The sequence below is a fragment of the Amycolatopsis sp. NPDC003865 genome (assembly GCF_053605345.1).
Genome location: NZ_JBSGJA010000044.1, coordinates 1 through 19,214 on the forward strand (window position 1 = coordinate 1; position 19,214 = coordinate 19,214).

General features: G+C 70.2%; 23 protein-coding genes. 10 read left to right on the forward strand and 13 right to left on the reverse strand.

Going from position 1 to position 19,214, the window contains the following annotated elements; translation table 11 throughout:
- Positions 1–52: 52 nt before the first annotated feature.
- From ACWEVP_RS49370 to ACWEVP_RS49380, 3 genes are read right to left on the reverse strand one after another with little or no spacing between them, the layout of a single operon-like run.
- Entirely contained in the window at positions 53–247 is a 195-nt protein-coding gene (locus ACWEVP_RS49370; protein ID WP_452069548.1) for a ferredoxin, read from the reverse strand.
- A 41-nt stretch (positions 248–288) separates the two neighbouring features.
- Entirely contained in the window at positions 289–1,488 is a 1,200-nt protein-coding gene (locus ACWEVP_RS49375) for a cytochrome P450 (protein ID WP_452069549.1), read from the reverse strand.
- Positions 1,489–1,498: 10 nt separating this feature from the next.
- Positions 1,499–2,719, reverse strand: coding sequence for a cytochrome P450 (locus ACWEVP_RS49380; RefSeq protein WP_452069550.1), 1,221 nt, complete (start codon positions 2,717–2,719; stop codon positions 1,499–1,501).
- Positions 2,720–2,897: 178 nt separating this feature from the next.
- Between ACWEVP_RS49380 and ACWEVP_RS49385 the strand changes: the two genes are divergently transcribed.
- Together ACWEVP_RS49385 and ACWEVP_RS49390 are read left to right on the forward strand one after the other, a co-directional pair.
- Positions 2,898–3,548: a TetR/AcrR family transcriptional regulator gene (locus tag ACWEVP_RS49385; protein WP_452069551.1), complete on the forward strand. Its 651-nt coding sequence runs from the start codon at positions 2,898–2,900 to the stop codon at positions 3,546–3,548.
- Between the two features lie 75 nt (positions 3,549–3,623).
- Positions 3,624–4,487, forward strand: a complete 864-nt coding sequence (locus ACWEVP_RS49390; protein ID WP_452069552.1) for a GH12 family glycosyl hydrolase domain-containing protein — start codon at positions 3,624–3,626, stop codon at positions 4,485–4,487.
- On the opposite strand, the gene ACWEVP_RS49395 is transcribed toward ACWEVP_RS49390, so the two are convergent.
- The 7 genes from ACWEVP_RS49395 to deoC form a co-directional block, all read right to left on the reverse strand.
- Positions 4,484–4,990, reverse strand: coding sequence for a hypothetical protein (locus ACWEVP_RS49395; RefSeq protein ID WP_452069553.1), 507 nt, complete (start codon positions 4,988–4,990; stop codon positions 4,484–4,486). The genes ACWEVP_RS49390 and ACWEVP_RS49395 overlap by 4 nt on opposite strands.
- Before the next feature lie 41 nt (positions 4,991–5,031).
- Positions 5,032–5,778 (reverse strand): hypothetical protein, encoded by a 747-nt coding sequence (locus tag ACWEVP_RS49400; protein WP_452069554.1) that lies wholly within the window; start codon positions 5,776–5,778, stop codon positions 5,032–5,034.
- Between the two features lie 20 nt (positions 5,779–5,798).
- Entirely contained in the window at positions 5,799–6,113 is a 315-nt protein-coding gene (locus ACWEVP_RS49405) for a hypothetical protein (RefSeq protein WP_452069555.1), read from the reverse strand.
- Positions 6,113–6,826, reverse strand: a complete 714-nt coding sequence (locus ACWEVP_RS49410; RefSeq protein WP_452069556.1) for a hypothetical protein — start codon at positions 6,824–6,826, stop codon at positions 6,113–6,115. The genes ACWEVP_RS49405 and ACWEVP_RS49410 overlap by 1 nt, the downstream gene beginning before the upstream one ends.
- Before the next feature lie 119 nt (positions 6,827–6,945).
- Positions 6,946–7,812, reverse strand: a complete 867-nt coding sequence (locus tag ACWEVP_RS49415; protein ID WP_452069557.1) for an aldehyde dehydrogenase family protein — start codon at positions 7,810–7,812, stop codon at positions 6,946–6,948.
- On the reverse strand, positions 7,805–9,238 hold the full coding sequence (locus ACWEVP_RS49420; RefSeq protein ID WP_452069558.1) for an aldehyde dehydrogenase family protein: 1,434 nt from the start codon (positions 9,236–9,238) through the stop codon (positions 7,805–7,807). Before ACWEVP_RS49420 ends, ACWEVP_RS49415 begins: the two co-directional genes overlap by 8 nt.
- On the reverse strand, positions 9,238–10,212 hold the full coding sequence (gene deoC / locus ACWEVP_RS49425; RefSeq protein WP_452069559.1) for a deoxyribose-phosphate aldolase: 975 nt from the start codon (positions 10,210–10,212) through the stop codon (positions 9,238–9,240). Before deoC ends, ACWEVP_RS49420 begins: the two co-directional genes overlap by 1 nt.
- Positions 10,213–10,563: 351 nt before the next feature.
- Between deoC and ACWEVP_RS49430 the strand changes: the two genes are divergently transcribed.
- The gene (locus ACWEVP_RS49430; RefSeq protein WP_452069560.1) at positions 10,564–11,136 is read left to right on the forward strand and encodes a Uma2 family endonuclease; all 573 of its coding nucleotides are present in this window, start codon (positions 10,564–10,566) and stop codon (positions 11,134–11,136) included.
- On the opposite strand, the gene ACWEVP_RS49435 is transcribed toward ACWEVP_RS49430, so the two are convergent.
- A complete protein-coding gene (locus ACWEVP_RS49435) occupies positions 11,133–11,747 on the reverse strand; it encodes a DUF1707 SHOCT-like domain-containing protein (protein WP_452069587.1) in 615 nt (204 codons plus the stop codon). The genes ACWEVP_RS49430 and ACWEVP_RS49435 overlap by 4 nt on opposite strands.
- An 85-nt stretch (positions 11,748–11,832) precedes the next feature.
- Between ACWEVP_RS49435 and ACWEVP_RS49440 the strand changes: the two genes are divergently transcribed.
- Genes ACWEVP_RS49440 through ACWEVP_RS49450 form a run of 3 tightly spaced genes read left to right on the forward strand, consistent with a single transcriptional unit; the run spans position 11,833 to position 13,826 of the window.
- Positions 11,833–12,255 (forward strand): protein-tyrosine phosphatase family protein, encoded by a 423-nt coding sequence (locus ACWEVP_RS49440; RefSeq protein ID WP_452069561.1) that lies wholly within the window; start codon positions 11,833–11,835, stop codon positions 12,253–12,255.
- Between the two features lie 5 nt (positions 12,256–12,260).
- Positions 12,261–12,884, forward strand: coding sequence for a uracil phosphoribosyltransferase (gene upp / locus ACWEVP_RS49445; protein WP_452069562.1), 624 nt, complete (start codon positions 12,261–12,263; stop codon positions 12,882–12,884).
- Between the two features lie 3 nt (positions 12,885–12,887).
- Positions 12,888–13,826 carry a pentapeptide repeat-containing protein gene (locus ACWEVP_RS49450; RefSeq protein WP_452069563.1) on the forward strand — a complete coding sequence of 313 codons (939 nt, stop codon included), beginning with the start codon at positions 12,888–12,890 and terminating at the stop codon, positions 13,824–13,826.
- Here the strand turns inward: ACWEVP_RS49450 and ACWEVP_RS49455 are convergent.
- Positions 13,808–15,193 carry a hypothetical protein gene (locus ACWEVP_RS49455; protein WP_452069564.1) on the reverse strand — a complete coding sequence of 462 codons (1,386 nt, stop codon included), beginning with the start codon at positions 15,191–15,193 and terminating at the stop codon, positions 13,808–13,810. The genes ACWEVP_RS49450 and ACWEVP_RS49455 overlap by 19 nt on opposite strands.
- A gap of 70 nt (positions 15,194–15,263) precedes the next feature.
- Between ACWEVP_RS49455 and ACWEVP_RS49460 the strand changes: the two genes are divergently transcribed.
- The gene (locus tag ACWEVP_RS49460; protein WP_452069565.1) at positions 15,264–15,839 is read left to right on the forward strand and encodes an RNA polymerase sigma factor; all 576 of its coding nucleotides are present in this window, start codon (positions 15,264–15,266) and stop codon (positions 15,837–15,839) included.
- Positions 15,836–17,089 (forward strand): hypothetical protein, encoded by a 1,254-nt coding sequence (locus tag ACWEVP_RS49465; protein ID WP_452069566.1) that lies wholly within the window; start codon positions 15,836–15,838, stop codon positions 17,087–17,089. Before ACWEVP_RS49460 ends, ACWEVP_RS49465 begins: the two co-directional genes overlap by 4 nt.
- Here the strand turns inward: ACWEVP_RS49465 and ACWEVP_RS49470 are convergent.
- Positions 17,062–17,679 carry a TetR/AcrR family transcriptional regulator gene (locus ACWEVP_RS49470; protein WP_452069567.1) on the reverse strand — a complete coding sequence of 206 codons (618 nt, stop codon included), beginning with the start codon at positions 17,677–17,679 and terminating at the stop codon, positions 17,062–17,064. The two genes, ACWEVP_RS49465 and ACWEVP_RS49470, sit on opposite strands and share 28 nt — an antisense overlap.
- A gap of 83 nt (positions 17,680–17,762) precedes the next feature.
- Here ACWEVP_RS49470 and ACWEVP_RS49475 point away from each other — a divergent pair, with 83 nt between their 5' ends.
- Positions 17,763–18,164, forward strand: a complete 402-nt coding sequence (locus ACWEVP_RS49475; RefSeq protein WP_086673859.1) for a MerR family transcriptional regulator — start codon at positions 17,763–17,765, stop codon at positions 18,162–18,164.
- Positions 18,165–18,214: 50 nt separating this feature from the next.
- Positions 18,215–19,138 carry an aldo/keto reductase gene (locus ACWEVP_RS49480; protein ID WP_452069588.1) on the forward strand — a complete coding sequence of 308 codons (924 nt, stop codon included), beginning with the start codon at positions 18,215–18,217 and terminating at the stop codon, positions 19,136–19,138.
- Positions 19,139–19,214: the final 76 nt, after the last annotated feature.

Below are 19,214 nucleotides of genomic sequence, written 5' to 3' on the forward strand. Positions count from 1 at the left end.
GTGAGTGAGAAACAGGGTTAGAACACTGTTTCTCACTCACGACCGGGGGTGGTCACTCCTGCAGGGAAAGGGCCTGGCTGGGGCAGACGTGCACCGCTTCGCGGGCCTTCTCGACCAGCTCGCCCGCGGGCTGGTCGTCGAGGACGATGACCGTGCCGTCGTCCTCGCTCTGGTCGAACAGCGCGGGCTCGGTGAGCACGCACTGACCCGCGCCGACGCACTTGCCGGTGTCCGCGATGATCTTCATGGTGGTCGCTTCCTGACTGTGGTGGGATGGCTCTTCGATCTCTACCAGGTCACCGGCAGCCGGTACAGCCCGTAGATGTTCGCGTCGTCCTTGAACGGCAGGTCGTCCACCGGAGCCGCCAGTTCCAGCGAAGGAACGCGCCGGAACAGCGTGTCGAACACGATCTGCAGCTCCATCCGGGCGAGGTTCTGGCCCAGGCACTGGTGCGGCCCGAAGCCGAACGCCACGTGGTGGCGCGCGCCCCGCTCGATGTCGAGGGAATCCGGGTCGTCGAACGCCCGCGGGTCGCGGTTGGCCGCGTAGCCGAGCGCCAGGACGCCTTCGCCGGCGCGGATCAGCTGCCCGCCGACCTCGATGTCCTCGACGCACAGGCGCGCGGTGGCCGCGTCGACGATCGTCCAGTAGCGCAGCATCTCCTCGACGGCGTCGAGCGTCTTGCCCGGGTCGGCCTTGATCACCGCGAGCTGCTCCGGGCTGCGCAGGAACGCCACGGTGGACAGCGAGATCATGTTCGCCGTCGTCTCGTGCCCGGCCACCAGCAGCAGGAACCCGGTCGCGGCCAGCGACTCCCGGCGGTAGGTGCCGTCCTCGCGCAGCTTGACGATCTGGCGCCCGAGCAGGTCGTCCGGCGGGTTCTGCTCCTTCTCCGCGATGAGGTCCGCCATGTAGCCGCGGATGGTGTCGAACGCCGCCCGCCGCTCCTCGGGCGGGGTCGCCCGCTTGATGAGCTTCGCCGTGTGGGTCTGGAAGAAGTCGTGGTCGGCGTAGGGCACGCCCAGCATCTCGCAGATCACCAGCGACGGGATCGGCAGCGACAGCGTTTCGACGAGGTCGCCGGGCTTCGGCCCGGCCAGCAGCGCGTCGATCTGCCCGTCGACGATCTCCTGGATCCGCGGCCGCAGCGCCTCCATCCGGCGCACGGTGAACTCACCGAGCACGGCCTTGCGAGCCGGGCCGTGCTCGGGCGCGTCCATCGTGATCATCGTGCGCTCGTCGCCCTGGCGCCGGAACCCGCCCTTGACCAGCTGCGGGAAGTCCGGGTGCTGCCGGTCGGCGCTGAACCGCCGGTCGTTCAGCACGGTCCGGACGTCCTCGAGCCGGGTGACCACCCAGGCGTGGCCGCCGTCGGGCAGCCGGACCCGCTCGACGGAGCCGCCCTCGCGGATCTCCTCGTACGCCGGCGGCGGCGCGAACGGGCACGTGCGGGTCATCGGGAACTCGTGCTTTTCGACGGTGGTCATGGCGTCCCCCTCACCAGGTCACGGGCAGGCAGTAGAGGCCGAAGATCTGCGAGTCGTGCTTGAACGGCAGCTGGTCGACCGGCGCGGCCAGCTTCAGCTCCGGAATGCGGCGGAACAGCGTGTCGAAGACGATCTGCAGTTCCATCCGGGCCAGGTTCTGGCCGAGGCACTGGTGCGGGCCGAAGCCGAACGCGACGTGGTGGCGGGCGCCGCGCTCGAGGTCCAGCTTGTCGGCGTCCTCGAACGCGCTTTCGTCGCGGTTGCCGGAGTAGCTCAGGCCGAGGACACCCTCACCCTCGCGGATCAGCCGGCCGCCGATCTCGACGTCCGCCGTGGCGACGCGCGAGGTCGCGAACTCCGCGATCGTGAAGTACCGCAGCAGCTCCTCGACGGCGTCGAGTGTCTTGCCCGGGTCGTTCTTGATGATCTCGAGCTGGTCCGGGTTCTCCAGCAGCGCGACCGTGCCGAGCGAGATCATGTTCGCCGTCGTCTCGTGCCCGGCGAGGAGCAGGAGGAACGCGAGCGAGACCAGCGAGTCGTGGTCGACGTCCCCGTGCTCTTCGCGCTGCTTGCGGACCTGGCGGCCGAGCAGGTCGTCGGTCGGGTCGGCTTCCTTGGCGCTGACCAGCTGGTCGAGGTAGCCCTGCATCTCTTCGACGGCCTGCATGCGCGTTTCCTGCGTCACCTCCCGGTTCAGCAGGGTGGAGCTGCGCGACTGGAAGAATTCGTGGTCGGCGTACGGGACGCCGAGCTGCTCGCAGATCACCAGCGACGGCACCGGCAGCGACAGCGCCGAGACGAGGTCGGCGGGCTTCGGGCCGGCGAGGATGGCGTCGATGTGCTCGTCGACGATCTGCTGGATCCGCGGCTGCAGCGCCTTCATGCGCTTGACGGTGAACTCGCCGACGACCTCGCGGCGGGCGGTGGTGTGCTCCGGCGCGTCCATGTTGATCAGCGACGCGGTGAAGCGGCGGCGCTGCGGCCGGCCCTGCTTCGTCAGGATCGGGAAGCCCGGGTTGAACCGGTTGGAGCTGAACCGCGGGTCGGTCAGCATCTGCCGGACCTCTTCCAGGCGGGTGATCGCCCAGGCTTCCGAGCCGTCGGGCAGGCCGACGCGCTGGACCGGGCCCGCTTCGCGCAGCTTCTCGTACGCCGGCGGCGGGGCGAACGGGCACGTGCGGACGAGCGGGAAGACGTCGCCCTGCGTGGTGGGTTCGGCGACTTCGGTCATTTCGGGCCCCCTAAAGCGGACGTAAAGTATGCGGAGGATTACATTCCGGTTCTAGCCCCAAGGTACCGAAGTGGAAGGAAGTCGTCCACTAGCTAACGGGTGACCCGGTGCGGATCCGGTGTGTGGCCGCTTGACCATGCGAGAATCAGGCCGCGCGATTCAGCGGAAGGCGAACGGCATGACGGCAGACCCCGAGACCACCCTGCGGGCGGACGCGCGCCGCAACCGCGACCAGATCCTGGCCGCCGCGAAGACCATCTTCGCCGTCTCCGGTCCCGAGGTGCCGATGGAGGAGATCGCCCGGGCGGCCGGCGTCGGCGTCGGGACGCTCTACCGCCGGTTCCCGGACCGCGACGCGCTGGTGCGCGCGGTCGCGATGGACAACTTCGAGCGGGTGCTGGTCGACGCGCGGGCGATCGCCGCCGAGGAGACGTCGTCGTGGCGCGCGCTCGAGCGGCTACTGCGGCAGTCGGTGGAGCTGCAGCTGAGCGTCCAGCTGGCGATGGTGTCGCCGCGGGCGCTGGCCATCCTCAAGCACGACCCCGAGGTCCGCCGGCTGCGCGACGAGATCCTGGTGGTCATGGACGAGTTCGTCGACGGCGCGCAGGCCGAAGGCAGGCTCCGGCCGGACGTCGGATCGGGGGACATCGCGATCCTGTTCGCGACGCTGCTGCGGCAGATGCGGGCGAAGTCGCCGGAGGTGGCCGAGATGGCGGCCCGCCGGTGCGTCGGCATCATGATCGACGGCCTCAGCGCGCGGCCGGGCACCGAGCTGCCGGGCCGCCCGATCACTTCGCACGATCTGGACCCCGCGGACGACCACGCCTGATTTCCGCTTTTTCGTGTTAGGGTTCCGCCTCGTTCTGCCGAATTGTGGCTGCGGGCGGGAAAAATGCGACGAAGAATGTCGACCTTGCTGTTGGCGATTCCCTTTCTGGTGGTGGCGGGCTGCGGTGCCGGCCCGGTGGCCGGCGCGGCCGCTCCCGTTTCGACACCGGCGTCCCCTTCGCCTCCTTCGAGTGCCACGGCCGCACCGCCGGTCTCGGCCTCGGTCTCGCCGACGCCGTCTTCCCGTTCGGCGGTACCGACTCCGACGCCGCCGTCGACGACCCCGGTGCGCGGCTGCCGCAGCCCGGAGTTCACCACGTCCGAGGCCGACGGTGGCTGGTCGGACGGCGGCTACTACGTCCACAACAACATGTGGAACGCGGGTGAGGCGGGCCCGGAAACGCTGCGCGCGTGCGCGTACGACAACTGGTACGTCGATTCCAGCCAGCCCGACTCGACGTCGGTGAAAACCTATCCGAACGTCCACAAGGACATCAACAACCAGAACGGCAAACCGTTCAACGACTATTCGGTGATCCGTTCGACGTTCGCGGGCCGGGGCCCGGGCGTCGGCATCTACGACGTGGCGTACGACCTGTGGCTGAACGGCGTGGGCGACGGGGCGGGCGTCAGCGAGCTGATGGTGTGGACGGAGAACCTGAAGCAGCAGCCGTCGGGCGACAAGCTGTCGACGTACTCGGCGGGCGGCTTCACGTACGACGTCTGGGCGGACGACGACGGGTACGTGGCGTTCGTGTCCCGGTCGACGCAGTACGCGGGCAGCATCGACCTGAAGGCGATGATCGCGTGGGCGATCGGCAAGGGCCTGATCCCACCCAACCCGACGGTGAACCAGATCGGCTACGGGATCGAGTTCTGCTCGACGGGCGGCGGAAAGGCGCGCTTCACGCTGACGGACTTCTCGGTGACGATGAGCTAGCGGGCGTACCGCTGGATGGTTCGGGGCGAAGGCCGGAACAAAGGCAGGCCGACGAGGAAGTTGACCGCGCACAGCACGACGGCGACAGCCGGGAGACAGAGGTAGGCGGCGATGCCCGGCGTCACGACGTGGACGGTGCTGGTGGCACCCTCGGCCGACCACGTAAAGCGGCCCATGAAGGTCACGTAGAAGATCAACGACGTGAAGAGGCCGGCGCCGACCGGGACCCCGAGCGCGTAGAGCGCCGTGGCCGACTTCTGGCGGTTGAGCAGATAGCCCTGGGGAAGGGTCGCGACCCAGCCTCGCGCCAAGGTCATCGTCACGCCGGAGACCACGAGGAACAGGCCGAGGAAGAGGCCGGTCGCGACCGTGCTGAGGACCATCGCGCCGGCCGTGCCGGGGAGCAGGAACCCGCCGACCGGGATCCCGAACCCGACCAGCACGCCCGCGGCTAGCGTGAGCAAGCCGAGGACCAGGCAGGAGCCGCGGAAACGCTGGGCCATGCGAGGCGGGATCCAGACACCGGCGGCTGAAGCGGGTCCCATCATCCGGCGGTTCGCCAATCGCCCGGGTGCGACATGGTGCTCGTGTCGGTCTGGTGCCAGCCCGCGCCGAGGTCATCGGCCTTGTCGTGGAGCGCCACCAGCTCGTCTTGGATGGTGTCCACCGTCGTGTCGATCACCCCGATGATCGCGAACACCGCGGGGATGCCGGCCGCGATCTCCGTGGCGAGGATGCCGAGCGCGGCGGGCAGCCCGACGACGGTCATCGCGCTGACGATGGCGGCCGCGGTCGCCCCGACCAAGCCCCAAATGATCGAGTTGTAGGTCAGCCAGAATGTCTCGACGGCATTGGCGAGATTGGTGAGCGAGTCACGCACTTGCCTGCCGAGCTCTTTGGCGGCGTCGACCTTCTTGAGCTGCTGGGAAAGAGCGATCTTGTAGGTCTCGGCCGCAGGACCGCTCCAGTGCACCGTGGTCTTCAAGGACTCCGGATCCAGCGAGCCGGCGACCGCGTCGAGCCGCTGGGTGAACTTGTCACCCCACTCGACGGCGTAGGCCCGGAGCTTGTCGGGGTCACCCTTGTCCTGTTCGAACTTCTCGTGCAGGGCGGCGAACTCGGCCACCTTGTCGCCGATGAAGGTGAGACCGTCCTGGATCGGCTTGATCAGATCGGCGAAGGCGTCCGGGATCCAAGACAGGAGATCACGGGCCCTCTGGAACAGCTCTTCGACGAGTTGCCTGAACTTGTCGTACCCGGCGAGCGCCTGGTCGATCACGTCGTTGGTCATCGTTCTCGTCCCTCGTGCCGTCAGCGTTCGCCGGCCTGACGCAGCTTCCGCCGGTGCTCTTCCTCGGAGACCCGGTACATCGCGGCGCCCCGGTGCAAGCTGTCCGATATCCGGTGGAAGTTGAGCGCGCCTCGGCGGAGCGAGTCTTCGAGCTTGGCGAGGATCAGCCCGTACTGGTAGTGGAAGCCCCGGCCTGCCGCGTAGCTCATGACATCCGCGGGTGTCAGACCCAGCGGCGCGACCACGGCGCCCGCCTCTCCCAGGCCGCCGGCCGCCTCGTCCCAAGCTGCCGCGTCCGACAGCAGAGCTTCCAAAGCCACTTCGACATCACTCATCAGCCCTCGGCCCTTCCCGTTGTTCCCGGCTGCGAACTGGCTAGCCGAACCCGGCGGATCAACCGGTCGGGATCGTGGATCAAACTCAGGAGTTCGGCCGTGGCTTTCCCCACTTGGCGGGTCGTGCCGTCCGGCACCGAACTGTGGTGGAGCGACTTCAGAACCTCGGTCAACTCGGCTTCGATCTCGGCGTTCCTCGCGGCCGATGCCCAGGTCGAATCGACGTCCAGGCTGACGAAGCGACCGCTTTGAGCGGTTCCCGTGACGTGTCCACCGGAACTCGTCGCGTCGACCGGGCGGTCGATCAGGGCCAGGCGGGCCGAGACCCCGTCGACTTCGGCTCGCACGGCATCGCTGAGCCGAAGAACGTCTCGCGCGTTCAGCGGAGTCTCGTCCGCGTTCCCCCGAGGTCGCTGTGGCGGGTTCTCCCGGACTTCCCGTGCGCGTCGCCCCAGTGCTTCGATGGTCGCCGCGTTGGCCGCCGCCAGCACGTTCGCGTGCAGGCCGCGGGGATCGACCTTGCTTTTCCAGTCGCCGGCGAGCCTGACCTGCTGGATCTCGCCGTCGGGCGACACGGTCACCGTCACGACCGCATCCGCGTCGCGTCCGGTGGGGCCGTCCGGCTCCCGCTCGGCTTCGACCTGCGGCTGGCCTTCGTCGTCGTCCCAGAGGTCGATCTCGTTTTCGAACGCCCACTCTTCGTCGTCCGGCACTTGCACCCTCCCCGATGCGTCACGCTACGTACCCGACAGGGACTGTACCGGTGATCGAAGTGCGCGCCGACCGGAATGCGAGAGGGCCGCCGACTCGTGGTGGCGACCCCCTCGCGATTTCAGACGCCCAGCGGGTGCCAGACCGTCTTGGCCTCCAGATAACGCCGCAGGCGGGTGATGTCCGGCGCGGCCGTCCAGTCCGGCTCCGCCGCCGGGACCGTCAGCACCCGTTTCACCGTGTTCGCCGCTTCGCGCGCCAGCGCCACCCGGTCCTCCGGGGACGCTCCCGTCGGGTCCAGCGCGTTGACGTCGCCGTGGGACGCCAGCCACGGGCCCAGCTCCGCTGCCCGTCCCGTCAGGATGTTCACCACTCCGCCCGGGACGTCCGAGGTCGCCAGGACCTCCGACAGCGTGATCGCCGGCAGTGGCCGCTCCGCGCTCGACACCACCACCGCCGTCGAGCCCGTGGCCAGGACCGGGGCCAGCACCTCGACCAGGCCCAGCAGGGACGACTGCTGCGGCGCCAGGACGCCCACCACGCCCGTCGGCTCCGGGACCGTGAACGAGAAGTACGGGCCCGCCACCGGGTTCGCCGCGCCGAGGACCGTCGCGATCTTGTCCGTCCAGCCCGCGTACCAGACCCAGCGGTCGACCGCCGCGTCCACAATGGACTCCGCCTTCTTCGTCGCGAGACCCTCGGACGCGGACACTTCCGCGACGAACTGGTCGCGGCGGCCCTCCAGGACCTCGGCCACCCGGTACAGCACTTGGCCGCGGTTGTAGGCGGTGGCGGAGGACCAGCCCCCGAACGCCTTGCGGGCCGCCACCACCGCGTCGCGGACGTCCTTGCGGGACGCGTGCGCCGCGTTCGCCAGGAACTTGCCCTTGCCGTCCGTCACCGGGTACACACGGCCGGACTCCGAACGCGGGAACTTGCCGCCGATGTAGAGCTTGTACGTCTTCGCGACGGAAATCCGGTCAGACATTCAGGTACGCCTCCAGCCCGGTGCGGCCGCCTTCGCGCCCGAAGCCGGATTCCTGGTAGCCGCCGAACGGGGCGGCGGGGTCGAAGCGGTTGAAGGTGTTGGCCCAGACCACGCCGGCGCGCAGCTGGTTCGCCATCCACAGGATCCGGGAGCCCTTTTCGGTCCAGATGCCCGCGGAAAGGCCGTACGGCGTGTTGTTCGCCTTCGCGACGGCCTCGTCCGGGGTGCGGAACGTCAGCACCGACAGGACCGGCCCGAAGATCTCCTCGCGCGCGATCCGCATCGACTGGTGGACGTTCGCGAACACCGTCGGGGCGAAGAAGAACCCGCGGTCCGGCACCGGGCACGGGCTGGTCCAGCGCTCGGCGCCCTCGGCGTCACCGGATTCGACGAGCCCGCGGATCTTGGCGAGCTGCTCGGCCGAGTTGATCGCGCCGATGTCGGTGTTCTTGTCCAGTGGGTCGCCGATGCGCAGCGTCGAGACGCGGTAGCGCAGCTTGTCGAGGACCTCTTCGGCGATGGACTCCTGGACCAGCAGCCGCGAGCCCGCGCAGCAGACGTGGCCCTGGTTGAAGAAGATGCCGTTGACGATGCCCTCGACGGCCTGGTCGAGCGGCGCGTCCTCGAACACGATGTTCGCCGCCTTGCCGCCCAGTTCCAGGGTCAGCTTCTTCGGCGTGCCCGCGACCTGGCGCTGGATCGCCTTGCCGACCTCGGTCGAGCCGGTGAACGCGATCTTGTCGATGCCGCCGTGCTCCACAATGGACGCACCGATGTCGCCGGCGCCCGGCAGGATGTTCACCACGCCCGGCGGCAGCTCGGCCTGCTGGCAGATCTCCGCGAAGACCAGCGCGGTCAACGGCGTCGTCTCGGCCGGCTTGAGGACCACGGTGTTGCCGGTGGCCAGCGCGGGCGCGATCTTCCAGGCCAGCATCAGCAGCGGGAAGTTCCACGGGATGATCTGGCCCGCGACACCCAGCGGCTTCGGGTCGGGCCCGTATCCCGCGTACTCGAGCTTGTCCGCCCAGCCGGCGTGGTAGAAGAAGTGCGCCGCCGCCGTCGGGACGTCGGAGTCGCGCGACTCCTTGATCGGCTTGCCGTTGTCCAGGCTCTCCAGCACCGCCAGCTCGCGCGAGCGTTCCTGGATCAGCCGCGCGATGCGGAAGAGGTACTTCGCGCGCTCGGTGCCCGGCATCTTCGACCACACCGAGTCGTACGCCTTGCGCGCGGCCTTGACCGCGATGTCCACATCGGACTTCGACGCGGTGCCGACCTCGGCCAGGACCTCTTCGGTGGCCGGGTTGATCGTCTTCAGCGGGTCACCCGAACCGTCGACGAACTCGCCGTTGACGAAGGGCTTGTAGGAGTCCTTCAGGTTCGCGATGGCGCGCGACTCCGGCGCCGGGGCGTACTCGAAAACAGGCATCAGTCCACCGTCACGTAGTCGGGGCCGCTGTAGTGGCCGTCCACCTGGGTGCGGCGCTGCAGCAGCAGGTCGTTGAGCAGGCTGGACGCGCCGAAGCGGAACAGGTCCGGGGTCAGCCACTCTTCGCCGGCGACCTCGTGCACGGCGACCAGGTACTTGATCGCGTCCTTCGTGGTCCGGATGCCGCCCGCGGGCTTGACGCCGCGCAGCTCGCCGGTGCGGACGTGCCAGTCGCGGACGGCCTGCAGCATGATGTGCGTGACCGGCAGCGTCGCGGCGGGGGAGACCTTGCCGGTGGACGTCTTGATGAAGTCCCCGCCGGCCAGCAGCGCCAGCCACGACGCGCGCCGCACGTTGTCGTAGGTCGCCAGCTCGCCGGTCTCCAGGATGACCTTGAGGTGGGCGTCGCCGCAGGCCTGCTTGATGGCCTGGATCTCCTCGAAGACGTCCATGTACCGGCCCTCGAGGAAGGCACCGCGGTCGATCACCATGTCGACTTCGTGCGCGCCCGCGTCGACGGCGATCTTCGTGTCGGCCAGCTTGATCTCACGGCTGGTGCGCCCGGCGGGAAAGCCGGTGGCGACGCTGGCGACGTGGACGCCGCTGCCCTGGAGGGCTTCGACGGCGGTGGCGACCATGTCCGGGTACACGCAGACGGCGGCGACGCGCGGGGTGTCCTGCCGCTCGGGATCCGGGCGGACGGCCTTCGCGGCGAGCGCCCGGACCTTGCCCCGGGTGTCGGCGCCCTCCAGGGTGGTCAGGTCGACCATGGAGATGGCGGTGTCGATGGCCCACCGCTTGGCGTCCTTCTTGATGCTGCGCGTGCCGAGGCCCGCCGCGCGCTGCTCGACGCCGACCTGGTCGACACCGGGCAGCCCGAGCAGGAAGCGGCGCAGGCTCGCGTCGTCGCGAGTCGCGTCCACCAGCGGTGCCGGGGTGGCCGGCGCCGCTGACGTGCTGGTCGTGGCTGTCATGCGCCTGAGTCTAGGCGGCGGGCCCGGCAGCTCGCGGGGTCCGGAGGCGGGTCACCCAGTGTGACAATGAGGTTGCAAATGTAACGCGAGTGGGGTGAGCGGGCTGTTCGCGCCGCGACGTGGCGGTTGCGCTGTGAGCGCGGCGGCGAAGACAAGCAACAGATCGGCGGCGATGATCGGAATCGTCGTGCCGATGAGCGGGGTTACGCTACCCCGAGCGTCGCCAAGCTGCATTTATGCAGCCCAGTCAGCTACGCTGAGGACGGAATTGGTGGATCATCATGTTGAAGATTGCACCTGATCCGCTCTTACCGCGAACACCATGGCGTAGGCCAGCGAGGAAGCGTGAGAATGACCGCTCTGCCGGGCTGGATGGATCTACCGCCCGCGGGGTTGAGCGTGGACGATTACGATGCGTTGCCGGAAGAGATCTGCCGGCGTATCGAGATCGTCGATGGAGCTATCCTCGTGAACCCCTCACCACGCCGTTCGCATCAGAACTTCGCACGGCGGCTGGCGCACGCCTTCGAGGACGCTTGCGGTCCGCAGTTCGAGGTCTCGACCGATGTTGACCTCCGGCTCCGTGACGTCCCGCTGCTCAACCGGCGGCCGGACATCGTCGTGTACGACGCGTCCTTGCCCGACGAGATGGTGTTGCGACCGGCGCACTGTGCCCTCGTGGTCGAAGTCATGTCACCCGGTTCGGTCACCGCCGACCAGATCGACAAGCCGGCCGAGTACGCCGCCGGTGGCATCCAGCACTTCTGGCGGGTCGAGAACACCGACGATCCCGAAAAGCTCCGCGTCTTCCGCTACCAGCTCGACCCGACTACCAAGACCTACGCTCCGGCGGCCGTGCACGACGGGCCGTTCACCGTGACCGATCCCTTCACGGTGAACGTCGACCTCGCCGGGCTGCTCTAAGACCCTTCGATCCGCGGCGGTTCGGTCCGCTGAGCCGGCTTCCGGTACACCACGACCCCGCCCCAGAAGCCCAGCCCGTTGATCTTCACCGTCGGCGCGGTAGGGGGTGCCGGGGGTGCCCCCGACTTGTCCTCCAGCACGAACCCGCCCATGAACCCGATCCCCGTCACGTCGACGTTGATGTCGTCCGGGACCGTGATCGTGATGCCGCCCATGATCGCCACCGCCGTGATCGTGCACTGGCGGTCGGCGAAGCGGGCCTGGCGCAGGTCGATCTCCGCGCCGCCCCAGAACGCGAAGCTCGTGTGCTGCGGGGGCAGGACCCAGCTGCCCTTGCGGACCGCTCCCGACATCACGCCGATCGACACCGGGGAACCCGGGTGGCCGCCGATGCGCTGGTCCGGGAAGCCCAAGGCGCGCGAAGCCGCCGGTTGGACCGCCGCCGACGTCGACGGCAGGTCCGCCGTCACGGGCTTGAGCTCGCCGATCGTCTTGGCCGCGTAGACCGTCGAAAGACGCTCTTCCAGCTCGTTGACCGTGATCCGCCCCTCCGCGAGGGCGTTGTGCAGCACCTGGGCGACGCGTTCGCGGTCCGCGTCGGAAGCCCGCATCTGGTCGGGCGTCAGTTCGCTCACCCGGCGGAGCTTAGCGGCGAAAACCACTCGCGGTGTCCCACTTCAGGAGGACACTGACCCGATGGTCGAGTTTCCGGACGGCACCCGCGTGAGGGGGCGGGGCCTGGCCCGCCCGCGACCCGACGAACCCGAGCCGGACTTCGGGCTGTACCTCGGGACGAGCCGGCTGCGGCGCAAGCACGGCGGGGGCATCACCTGGCCGCACGAATGGGTCACCTGGCCGGACTTCCTGCTGCCCGCCAAGCCCGCGGACGCCCGCGAAAAGATCAAGGCGCTGCACGCGCGGGCCAAGGTCGAAACCGTCGAAGTCGCCTGTTACGGCGGCGCGGGCCGGACCGGCACGGTGATGGCCTGCCTGGCGATCCTCTCCGGCGTGCCCGCGGACCGGGCCGTCGCCTGGACCAGGCAGCACTACCACGAACGAGCCGTCGAAACGCCCTGGCAGCGCGGCTGGGTGAAGAGCTTCGCGAAACGGCTAGATTGACCCGCATGGATGTGCACGTCGTCGACCACCCCCTCGCGAAGGCCCGGCTCTCCACGATGCGCGACGCGCGCACCGACAGCGCCGCGTTCCGGGCCGCGCTGCACGAGCTGACCGTCATGCTGGTTTACGAAGCCACCCGGGACGTGCCGGTCAAGACCGAGCGGATCCACACCCCGGTCGCCCGCACCGAGGGCTACACGCTGGCCAAGCCGCCGCTGCTCGTCCCGGTGCTGCGCGCCGGGCTCGGCATGGCCGACCAGGCGCACAAGCTGATCCCGGACGCGCAGATGGGCTTCGTCGGCCTCGCGCGGGACGAGGAGACGCTGAAGCCGACGCCGTACCTCGAATCGCTGCCGGAGTCGCTGTCCGACCGGCCGGTCATGGTGCTCGACCCGATGCTCGCCACCGGCGGCTCGATGGAGTACACGATCCGGTTGCTCACCGACCGCGGCGCCGACGACGTCACGGCGATCTGCGCGCTCGCCGCGCCGGAAGGCCTGGCGCACCTGGAGAAGACCGGCCTGCCGGTCCGCGTCGTCACCGCGAGCATCGACGAGCGCCTCAACGACTCGGGCTTCATCGTCCCGGGTCTCGGCGACGCCGGTGACCGCCAGTACGGCGCCGTCTGAGCCTTGCCGGTCCTCAAGTGGCGCTGGGTCGCGGTCGCCGGTGGTGCCGTCGCGCTCGTCACGGCCGGGCTGCTGTGGCTGCTGCTGGGCTGGTCCGGGGCGCCGGACGCGCCGGTGCGCATCGACGCCGTCAAGACGGCGTTCGGCATCGGCGCCGGCGCGGGCGGCGTCTTCGCGCTGTGGCTGGCGACGCGCCGCCAGCGCACGCTGGAGCTGCAGCTCGCCGAGACGACCCGCGTCGCGGGCGTGACCGAACGCGACCTCGAGGAGCGGCGGGTCACCGAGCTGTACACGAAGGCCGTCGAGCAGCTCGGCAACGACAAGGCGCCCGTGCGGCTCGGCGGGCTCTACGCGCTGGAGCGGCTCGGGCAGGACAACCCGAAGCAGCGCCAGACGATCGTCAACGTGCTGTGCGCGTACCTGCGGATGCCGTTCAAGGCCCCGCCCCGGGGTCTCAAGGGCAGCTCGGCCCGTGACCTGGGCGAGGACCCCGGCGAGGGCGAGCTCCTCGTCCGGCTGGCCGTGCAGGAGCTGCTCAAGACGCACCTGAGCCACGACGCCGCGGGCTTCTGGCCGGGGATGGCGATCGACCTGCAGCGGGCCACGCTCGTCGACTTCCGGCTGAGCGGCTGCACCCTGGCCGCCGCCGACTTCAGCCGCGCCCGGTTCGTCGGCCAGCTCCACATCCGCGGCACGCGCTTCGCCGGCCAGGTGGGGTTCTACGGCACGGAGTTCGGCGACATCGTGAACTTCGACCGGTCGGTGTTCGAGGAAGGCGCGTTCTTCTCCCGGGCGCACTTCGCCGCCGACGTCCGCTTCACCCGGGTCCGCTCCGGCGGCCGGTTCGAGTTCTCGCGCGTGGTCTTCGACGAGGGTGCCGACTTCGAGGGCGGCGAACACGCGGAGCTGGACTTGGCGGACGCTCAGTTCGGCACCAGGTAGAGCTCCTGCTTCCCGAGCGTCGGCGCGTCGATCGTCCAGTGCGCGAGCGCGTCCGGCGGCGGGCCCGGCAGCCGGCGCAGCACGAGGACGGGCCGCCGGGGCCGGACGTCGAAGTCGAAGAACGCGTAGTCCACCCGCAGCGCCGCGCGGACCCAGCGGCTCGACGCGCCACGGGCTTCGATCGCCGCGGGGAGCAGGCCGCGGTCGGCGAAGACGTCGACGATCGCGCACTCGCACGTGTACGCCAGCACGCCGATCTCACCGGCGCTGCCGATCACCCGGCCGCCGGCCAGGGCGCGCAGGTCGCGGCCGATCTCCTCGTAGCGGGCGGTGGACGCGTAATTGGACGTCAGCGGCGCGAACTCGCGCGGCAGGCCGGGAATCGCGTACGCGGCCACAGAAGCGGCCACCACGGCGAGAACGGCTCCGGTCGCGACGCGGTGCGAAGCCGCCCACGCGCAGGCGCACACCGTCGCCGCGGTGATCACCGGACCGTAGTACCAGTGGTAAGGCGGAACGTTCAACAGCGCGTATGCGCCGTAGTAGAGCGCGCCGCCCAAGGCAAGCGATCCGAACGGCGGCCGCAGCCGGAACGCGAGGGGAAGCGACGCGAGCGGCAGGAACGACAACGCGGTCGCCCACCCGGCCGTCCGGGCGTAGAAGAGCGGGCCGTTACCGAAGTTCCACTCGCCCCACGCTCGTTGCGCGCCCTGCAGCGTCTTGATCACGACCGTGTCGGGTACCGCCGCGCCGAGCACGACCCAGCTGAACACGAACCACGGCAGCGCGACCAAGGCGGCGCCGAGCACCGCCCGCCCGGACCGCACGGAGAAGCCCAGGACGAAGGCGAAGATCAGCAGGTCGAGCCGCACGAGCGCGAGCGCGCCCGCGGCGATGCCGAAGGCGAGCGGACGTCGTTCGATGGCGAAGACCGTCACCCACCCGAGCACCGCCGAGCCCAGCGCGACCTCCAGCCCGATCGACGACAGCAGCAGCGGGTTCACGGTCAGCGCCGCGAACGTCAGCGCCGGGAACCAGCGCGGCAACGCCGTGCCGAGCCGCCGCAGGGCCAGGACGAGCGCGACCTGGCTCAGCACGTACAGCGCTCCGGCCGCGAAGACGGCGTCGCGCACCACGAAGGTCAAGGCCGCCAGGGCGAGGACGTTGGCCGGTGACGTGGCCGAGTTCGACGTCGCGTCGGCAAGCAGACCCCAGTGGCCGTGGAAGGCGAGGTTGCGCGCGTAGGCGAGCGTGATGAACGTGTCGTCGACGAGGTGCGGCCGGGCCAGCAGGAAGACCGCGGCCGACACGCACGCGACGGCGGCGGGCAACCGCTTGTCCGTGGTCCGGACCTGTTCGATGATCACGACCGGAAGTGGCCGTCCGGTCCGGGGAAGTTGCGCGCAACAATCCGGCCGGTGCCGGCCACTGAGGGGTGTGACCAGCCATGCGACGGGGGCGCCGGTGGGTGACCGGGCACTGTGGGACCGGGCTTCCGGTGGTGACGAGGCGGCTTTCGGCGAGCTGTTCGAGCGGCACGCCGAAGCGGTCTGGAACCACGCCTACCGGCTGACCGGGTCGTGGAGCGCCGCCGAGGACCTCACCTCGAACACGTTCCTGACCGCTTGGCGCCGCCGCGCCGACGTGACGCTGGTGCGCGACAGCGCCCTGCCGTGGCTCTACACGGTGGCCGGCAACGCCGCCCGCGACGAGCACCGCGGCGCGAGACGGCGGCTGCGGCTGCTCCGGAAGATCCCGGACCCGCCGGTGGTGTCCGACCACGCCGACGCGGTGGCCGAGCGGCTCGACGGCGAGGAGCGGCTGCGCGAGATCGTCGAAGCCGTGCGGGCGCTGCCGAAGGCGCAGCGCGCGGTCGTCGAACTGTGCCTGCTCGGCGACCTGAGCGTCGCCGACGCGGCCGCCGCGCTCGCCGTCGCCGAGGTCACCGTCCGCGCCCACCTGTCCCGGGCCCGCGCCCGGCTGCGCACGCTGCTGAAGGAGACGGAGAAATGAGCGACGACCTCGGACTCCCGCCGCGGCGCGCGCTGCCGGACGACGTCCGCGACCGGCTGCTCGCCGAAGTCCGCGCCGGCATCCGGGAACCGCGGCGGACCAAGCACGTCTGGTACGCCGCCGCGGCCGCGGTGCTCGTCCTGGCCGCGGGCGCGGTCGTCGCGACGAAGACGTACCGGCAGCAGCCCGTCGCCGGCCCGCCGCCGGACCCGGACAACCGGCTCACCCTCGACCCGAAGGTGGCGACGGCCGCGCTGGACCGCTGCTGGGCGGCCGTACAGGCAGCGGGCAAGACCGACCGCGTGCCCCCTCGCGCCGAGTGGGTCCCGCTGTTCACCGAAGTCCTGGAGGCGGACGCGGTGGTCGCGGCGACCGCGGCCGGCAAGCCGATGTTCTGCGAGACCACCGAGACGACCGTGACGCTGTCGGACCCGGCGGCCACGCCTTCGTACGCGCCGGGCACGCACGTCGGGCTGCTGCTGCACAGCCCGACCGGGGTGGTCGCCGGGGTGGCGGACCCGGGAGCGGCGAACGCGTTCCTCGATTCGCGGACCGAGCGCGGGGAGAACATGTCGCAGTCGATCCGCACGTCCCCGGTCAGCGGCCAGTTCGTCGCCATGACCCGGACCGCGCTGTGGACGACGACGCTCACCGTCGAACACCCGCAGGCCCCACGTGCGGCCGCGCTGCCCCAGGCACCGTCCTGGCTGGTCATGGCGATCGACCGGCCGGTGACCGCCGAGCGGGTCTCACCCGCGGGCCGCGCGCTGGACGAGTGCCTGAACACCTCGGAAGAGGTGATCCCGGACGCGGCCGCGTATGTGCCGGGACCGCTGCTCGAGGCGGGGGACTACCGCGTGGTCATGGGCCGCCTGGGCGACCGCGTCGTGGTCTGCGAGACCCAGCCCGACTACCGGCGGCCGGCGTCGAACTCCCGGGCCTTCCCCGACTTCACCGGGCCGCACACCCAGGCGGCACGCACCCTGACCGTGGACACCTTGGGCCACCCCGAGTCGGGTGCCCCGCCGGGAGCGGCGCGGCACCCGTACGTCGCGGCGCTGCCCCTGACGGCGGCGAAGGCGACCATCGACTTCGGCATCGGGACGAGCGTCGAGGCCGACGTCGTCGACGGCATGGTCGCCGCCTGGATCCCGGGGAACATCAGCCTCACGCCGGAAGCGACGGCTCACGTCCAAGCCCGCGACGCGCAGGGCAAGGTCGTCTACGACGGGTCGCTGCGGCTGATCTGAGACCGCAGCCAGCCGGAGGCGTTCGCGCGCAGGGCCGTCTCGTACGAGCCCGTGACGTCGAACTCCTCCGGCAGGTTGCCGGTCAGCTCCAGGGAGACGAGCCCGTGCACGAAGGCCCAGCAGCCGACCGCGACCGTCTCCGGGGGGACGTCCAGGAAGACGCCGTCGGCGATCGCGCGGCGGATGATCGCCTCCAGCGGTTCCAGCGTCTTGCGGGCGAGCTTCTCGGCGTCTTCGTTGGGCTCGAACCCGGGCACCGACCTGGTGAACATGATCCCGTAGAGGTTCGGGTCGGCCAGCGCGCTGGCGCGGTAGGCGCTGCCGAGCGCGACGAGGTCTTCGACCGGATCGCCGGTCAGCGCGGTGCCGGCCATGCGGGCACCGAAGCGGCGGAAGCCCTCGGTGTAGAGCGCGTTCACCAGATCGGGTTTGCTGCCGAAGAGGGAGTACACGGCGGTGGTCGACGTGCCGGCGTCGGCGGCCAGCTTCCGCAGGGAAAGCGCCTTCGGCCCGTCGGCGGCGATGAGCTCGCCGGCGCGGTCCAGGAGCTTCAGCCGGAGGGCTTCGTCATGCGTGCGTGGCCGGGCCATCCACAGAGCGTAGTACAACGCTGTTATGGATGACCAGGGTGAAGAGTTGACCTGGAGTGCACTCCAGGTCGTAGTGTCGGTTCATGAGCTACTCGATAGCGGAAGCCGCTCGACGTAGCGGACTGTCCATCGACACCCTCCGGTACTACGAGCGCATCAAACTGCTCGACCCGCCCGCCCGGGACACCGCGGGCCGCCGGGCGTACTCCGACGACGACCTCAACTGGCTCGGTTTCCTGACCAAGCTGCGTACCACCGGGATGCCCATCAAGAGCATGCGCGAGTACGCGTCGCTGCGCCGCCACGGCGTGGCCAGCGCGGGCCGCCGCAAGGCCCTGCTGGTGGAGCAGCGGCGGTCGGTCGCCGAGCGGATCGCCGAGCTGCAGGGGTGCCTCGACATCCTCGACTACAAGATCGACAACTACGCCCAGGTCGAGCGCAACGTGCTCGGCGTGGAACCCGGCAGGGAGGAGATTTCCGCGTGAAGACCAGGAAGCTCGGCGGTCTGGAGGTCGGGGCCCAGGGCCTCGGCTGCATGGGGATGAGCCAGGCCTACGGCGTCCGCGACAACGACGAAGAGTCGATCGCGACGATCCACCGGGCTCTCGACCTCGGCGTCACGCTGCTCGACACCGCGAACGTCTACGGCGCCGGCGTCAACGAGGAGCTGGTCGGCCGGGCGATCGCCGGCCGCCGCGACGAGGTCGTGCTCGCGACGAAGTTCGGCATCGTGTGGACCGACGGCGCCATGGGGGCCCGCGGGGACGCCGCCTACGTGAAGCAGTCGTGCGACGAGTCGCTGCGCCGGCTCGGGGTCGACCACATCGACCTGTACTACCAGCACCGCGTCGACCCGGACACGCCGATCGAGGAGACGTGGGGTGCCCTGGGCGAGCTCGTCGAGGCCGGGAAGATCCGGTACGCCGGGATTTCCGAGGCGAGCGCGGCGACCATCCGCGCCGCGCACGCGGTGCACCCGGTGACGGCCCTGCAGAGCGAGTGGTCGCTGTGGACCCGCGGCATCGAGGGCGAAATCCTCGACACGTGCCGGGAGCTCGGCATCGGCGTCGTGCCGTTCTCGCCGCTGGGCCGCGGATTCCTGACCGGTGCGGTGAAGTCGGTGGCGGACCTGCCCGAGGACGACATGCGCCGCGGCCTGCCCCGGTTCGCCGAGGACAACTTCGCGCGCAACATGGCGATCGTCGACGCGCTGCGCAAGCTGGCGGAGGAGAAGGGCGTGACCGCGGGGCAGCTGGCGCTCGCGTGGGTGCAGTCGCAGGGCGAAGACGTCGTGCCGATCCCGGGGACGAAGCGCCGCAAGTACCTGGAGGAGAACGTCGCCGCGGCGTCGCTGGAGCTGACGGCGGACGACCTGGCCGCGATCGAGGCGGCGGCTCCCGCGGACGCGATCGCGGGGGAGCGCTACCCGGAACGACTGGCCCGCGCGGCCGGGAAGTAACGCTCTTCTGAGCCTTTTCTGAGATCTCCGGAGCAGGCTCGGCGCCGATCAAGGTCGGTGCCGAGCCTCAGGAGGT

Excerpts from the sequence above, each read along its gene's own strand:
- ACWEVP_RS49370 (WP_452069548.1), bottom strand. The coding sequence starts at position 247 with ATGAAGATCATCGCGGACACCGGCAAGTGCGTCGGCGCGGGTCAGTGC.
- ACWEVP_RS49375 (WP_452069549.1), bottom strand. The coding sequence starts at position 1,488 with ATGACCACCGTCGAAAAGCACGAGTTCCCGATGACCCGCACGTGCCCG.
- ACWEVP_RS49380 (WP_452069550.1), bottom strand. The coding sequence starts at position 2,719 with ATGACCGAAGTCGCCGAACCCACCACGCAGGGCGACGTCTTCCCGCTC.
- ACWEVP_RS49385 (WP_452069551.1), top strand. The coding sequence starts at position 2,898 with ATGACGGCAGACCCCGAGACCACCCTGCGGGCGGACGCGCGCCGCAAC.
- ACWEVP_RS49390 (WP_452069552.1), top strand. The coding sequence starts at position 3,624 with ATGTCGACCTTGCTGTTGGCGATTCCCTTTCTGGTGGTGGCGGGCTGC.
- ACWEVP_RS49395 (WP_452069553.1), bottom strand. The coding sequence starts at position 4,990 with ATGGCCCAGCGTTTCCGCGGCTCCTGCCTGGTCCTCGGCTTGCTCACG.
- ACWEVP_RS49400 (WP_452069554.1), bottom strand. The coding sequence starts at position 5,778 with ATGACCAACGACGTGATCGACCAGGCGCTCGCCGGGTACGACAAGTTC.
- ACWEVP_RS49405 (WP_452069555.1), bottom strand. The coding sequence starts at position 6,113 with ATGAGTGATGTCGAAGTGGCTTTGGAAGCTCTGCTGTCGGACGCGGCA.
- ACWEVP_RS49415 (WP_452069557.1), bottom strand. The coding sequence starts at position 7,812 with ATGTCTGACCGGATTTCCGTCGCGAAGACGTACAAGCTCTACATCGGC.
- ACWEVP_RS49420 (WP_452069558.1), bottom strand. The coding sequence starts at position 9,238 with ATGCCTGTTTTCGAGTACGCCCCGGCGCCGGAGTCGCGCGCCATCGCG.
- deoC (WP_452069559.1), bottom strand. The coding sequence starts at position 10,212 with ATGACAGCCACGACCAGCACGTCAGCGGCGCCGGCCACCCCGGCACCG.
- ACWEVP_RS49430 (WP_452069560.1), top strand. The coding sequence starts at position 10,564 with ATGACCGCTCTGCCGGGCTGGATGGATCTACCGCCCGCGGGGTTGAGC.
- ACWEVP_RS49435 (WP_452069587.1), bottom strand. The coding sequence starts at position 11,747 with ATGCGGGCTTCCGACGCGGACCGCGAACGCGTCGCCCAGGTGCTGCAC.
- ACWEVP_RS49440 (WP_452069561.1), top strand. The coding sequence starts at position 11,833 with ATGGTCGAGTTTCCGGACGGCACCCGCGTGAGGGGGCGGGGCCTGGCC.
- upp (WP_452069562.1), top strand. The coding sequence starts at position 12,261 with ATGGATGTGCACGTCGTCGACCACCCCCTCGCGAAGGCCCGGCTCTCC.
- ACWEVP_RS49465 (WP_452069566.1), top strand. The coding sequence starts at position 15,836 with ATGAGCGACGACCTCGGACTCCCGCCGCGGCGCGCGCTGCCGGACGAC.
- ACWEVP_RS49470 (WP_452069567.1), bottom strand. The coding sequence starts at position 17,679 with ATGGCCCGGCCACGCACGCATGACGAAGCCCTCCGGCTGAAGCTCCTG.
- ACWEVP_RS49475 (WP_086673859.1), top strand. The coding sequence starts at position 17,763 with ATGAGCTACTCGATAGCGGAAGCCGCTCGACGTAGCGGACTGTCCATC.
- ACWEVP_RS49480 (WP_452069588.1), top strand. The coding sequence starts at position 18,215 with ATGGGGATGAGCCAGGCCTACGGCGTCCGCGACAACGACGAAGAGTCG.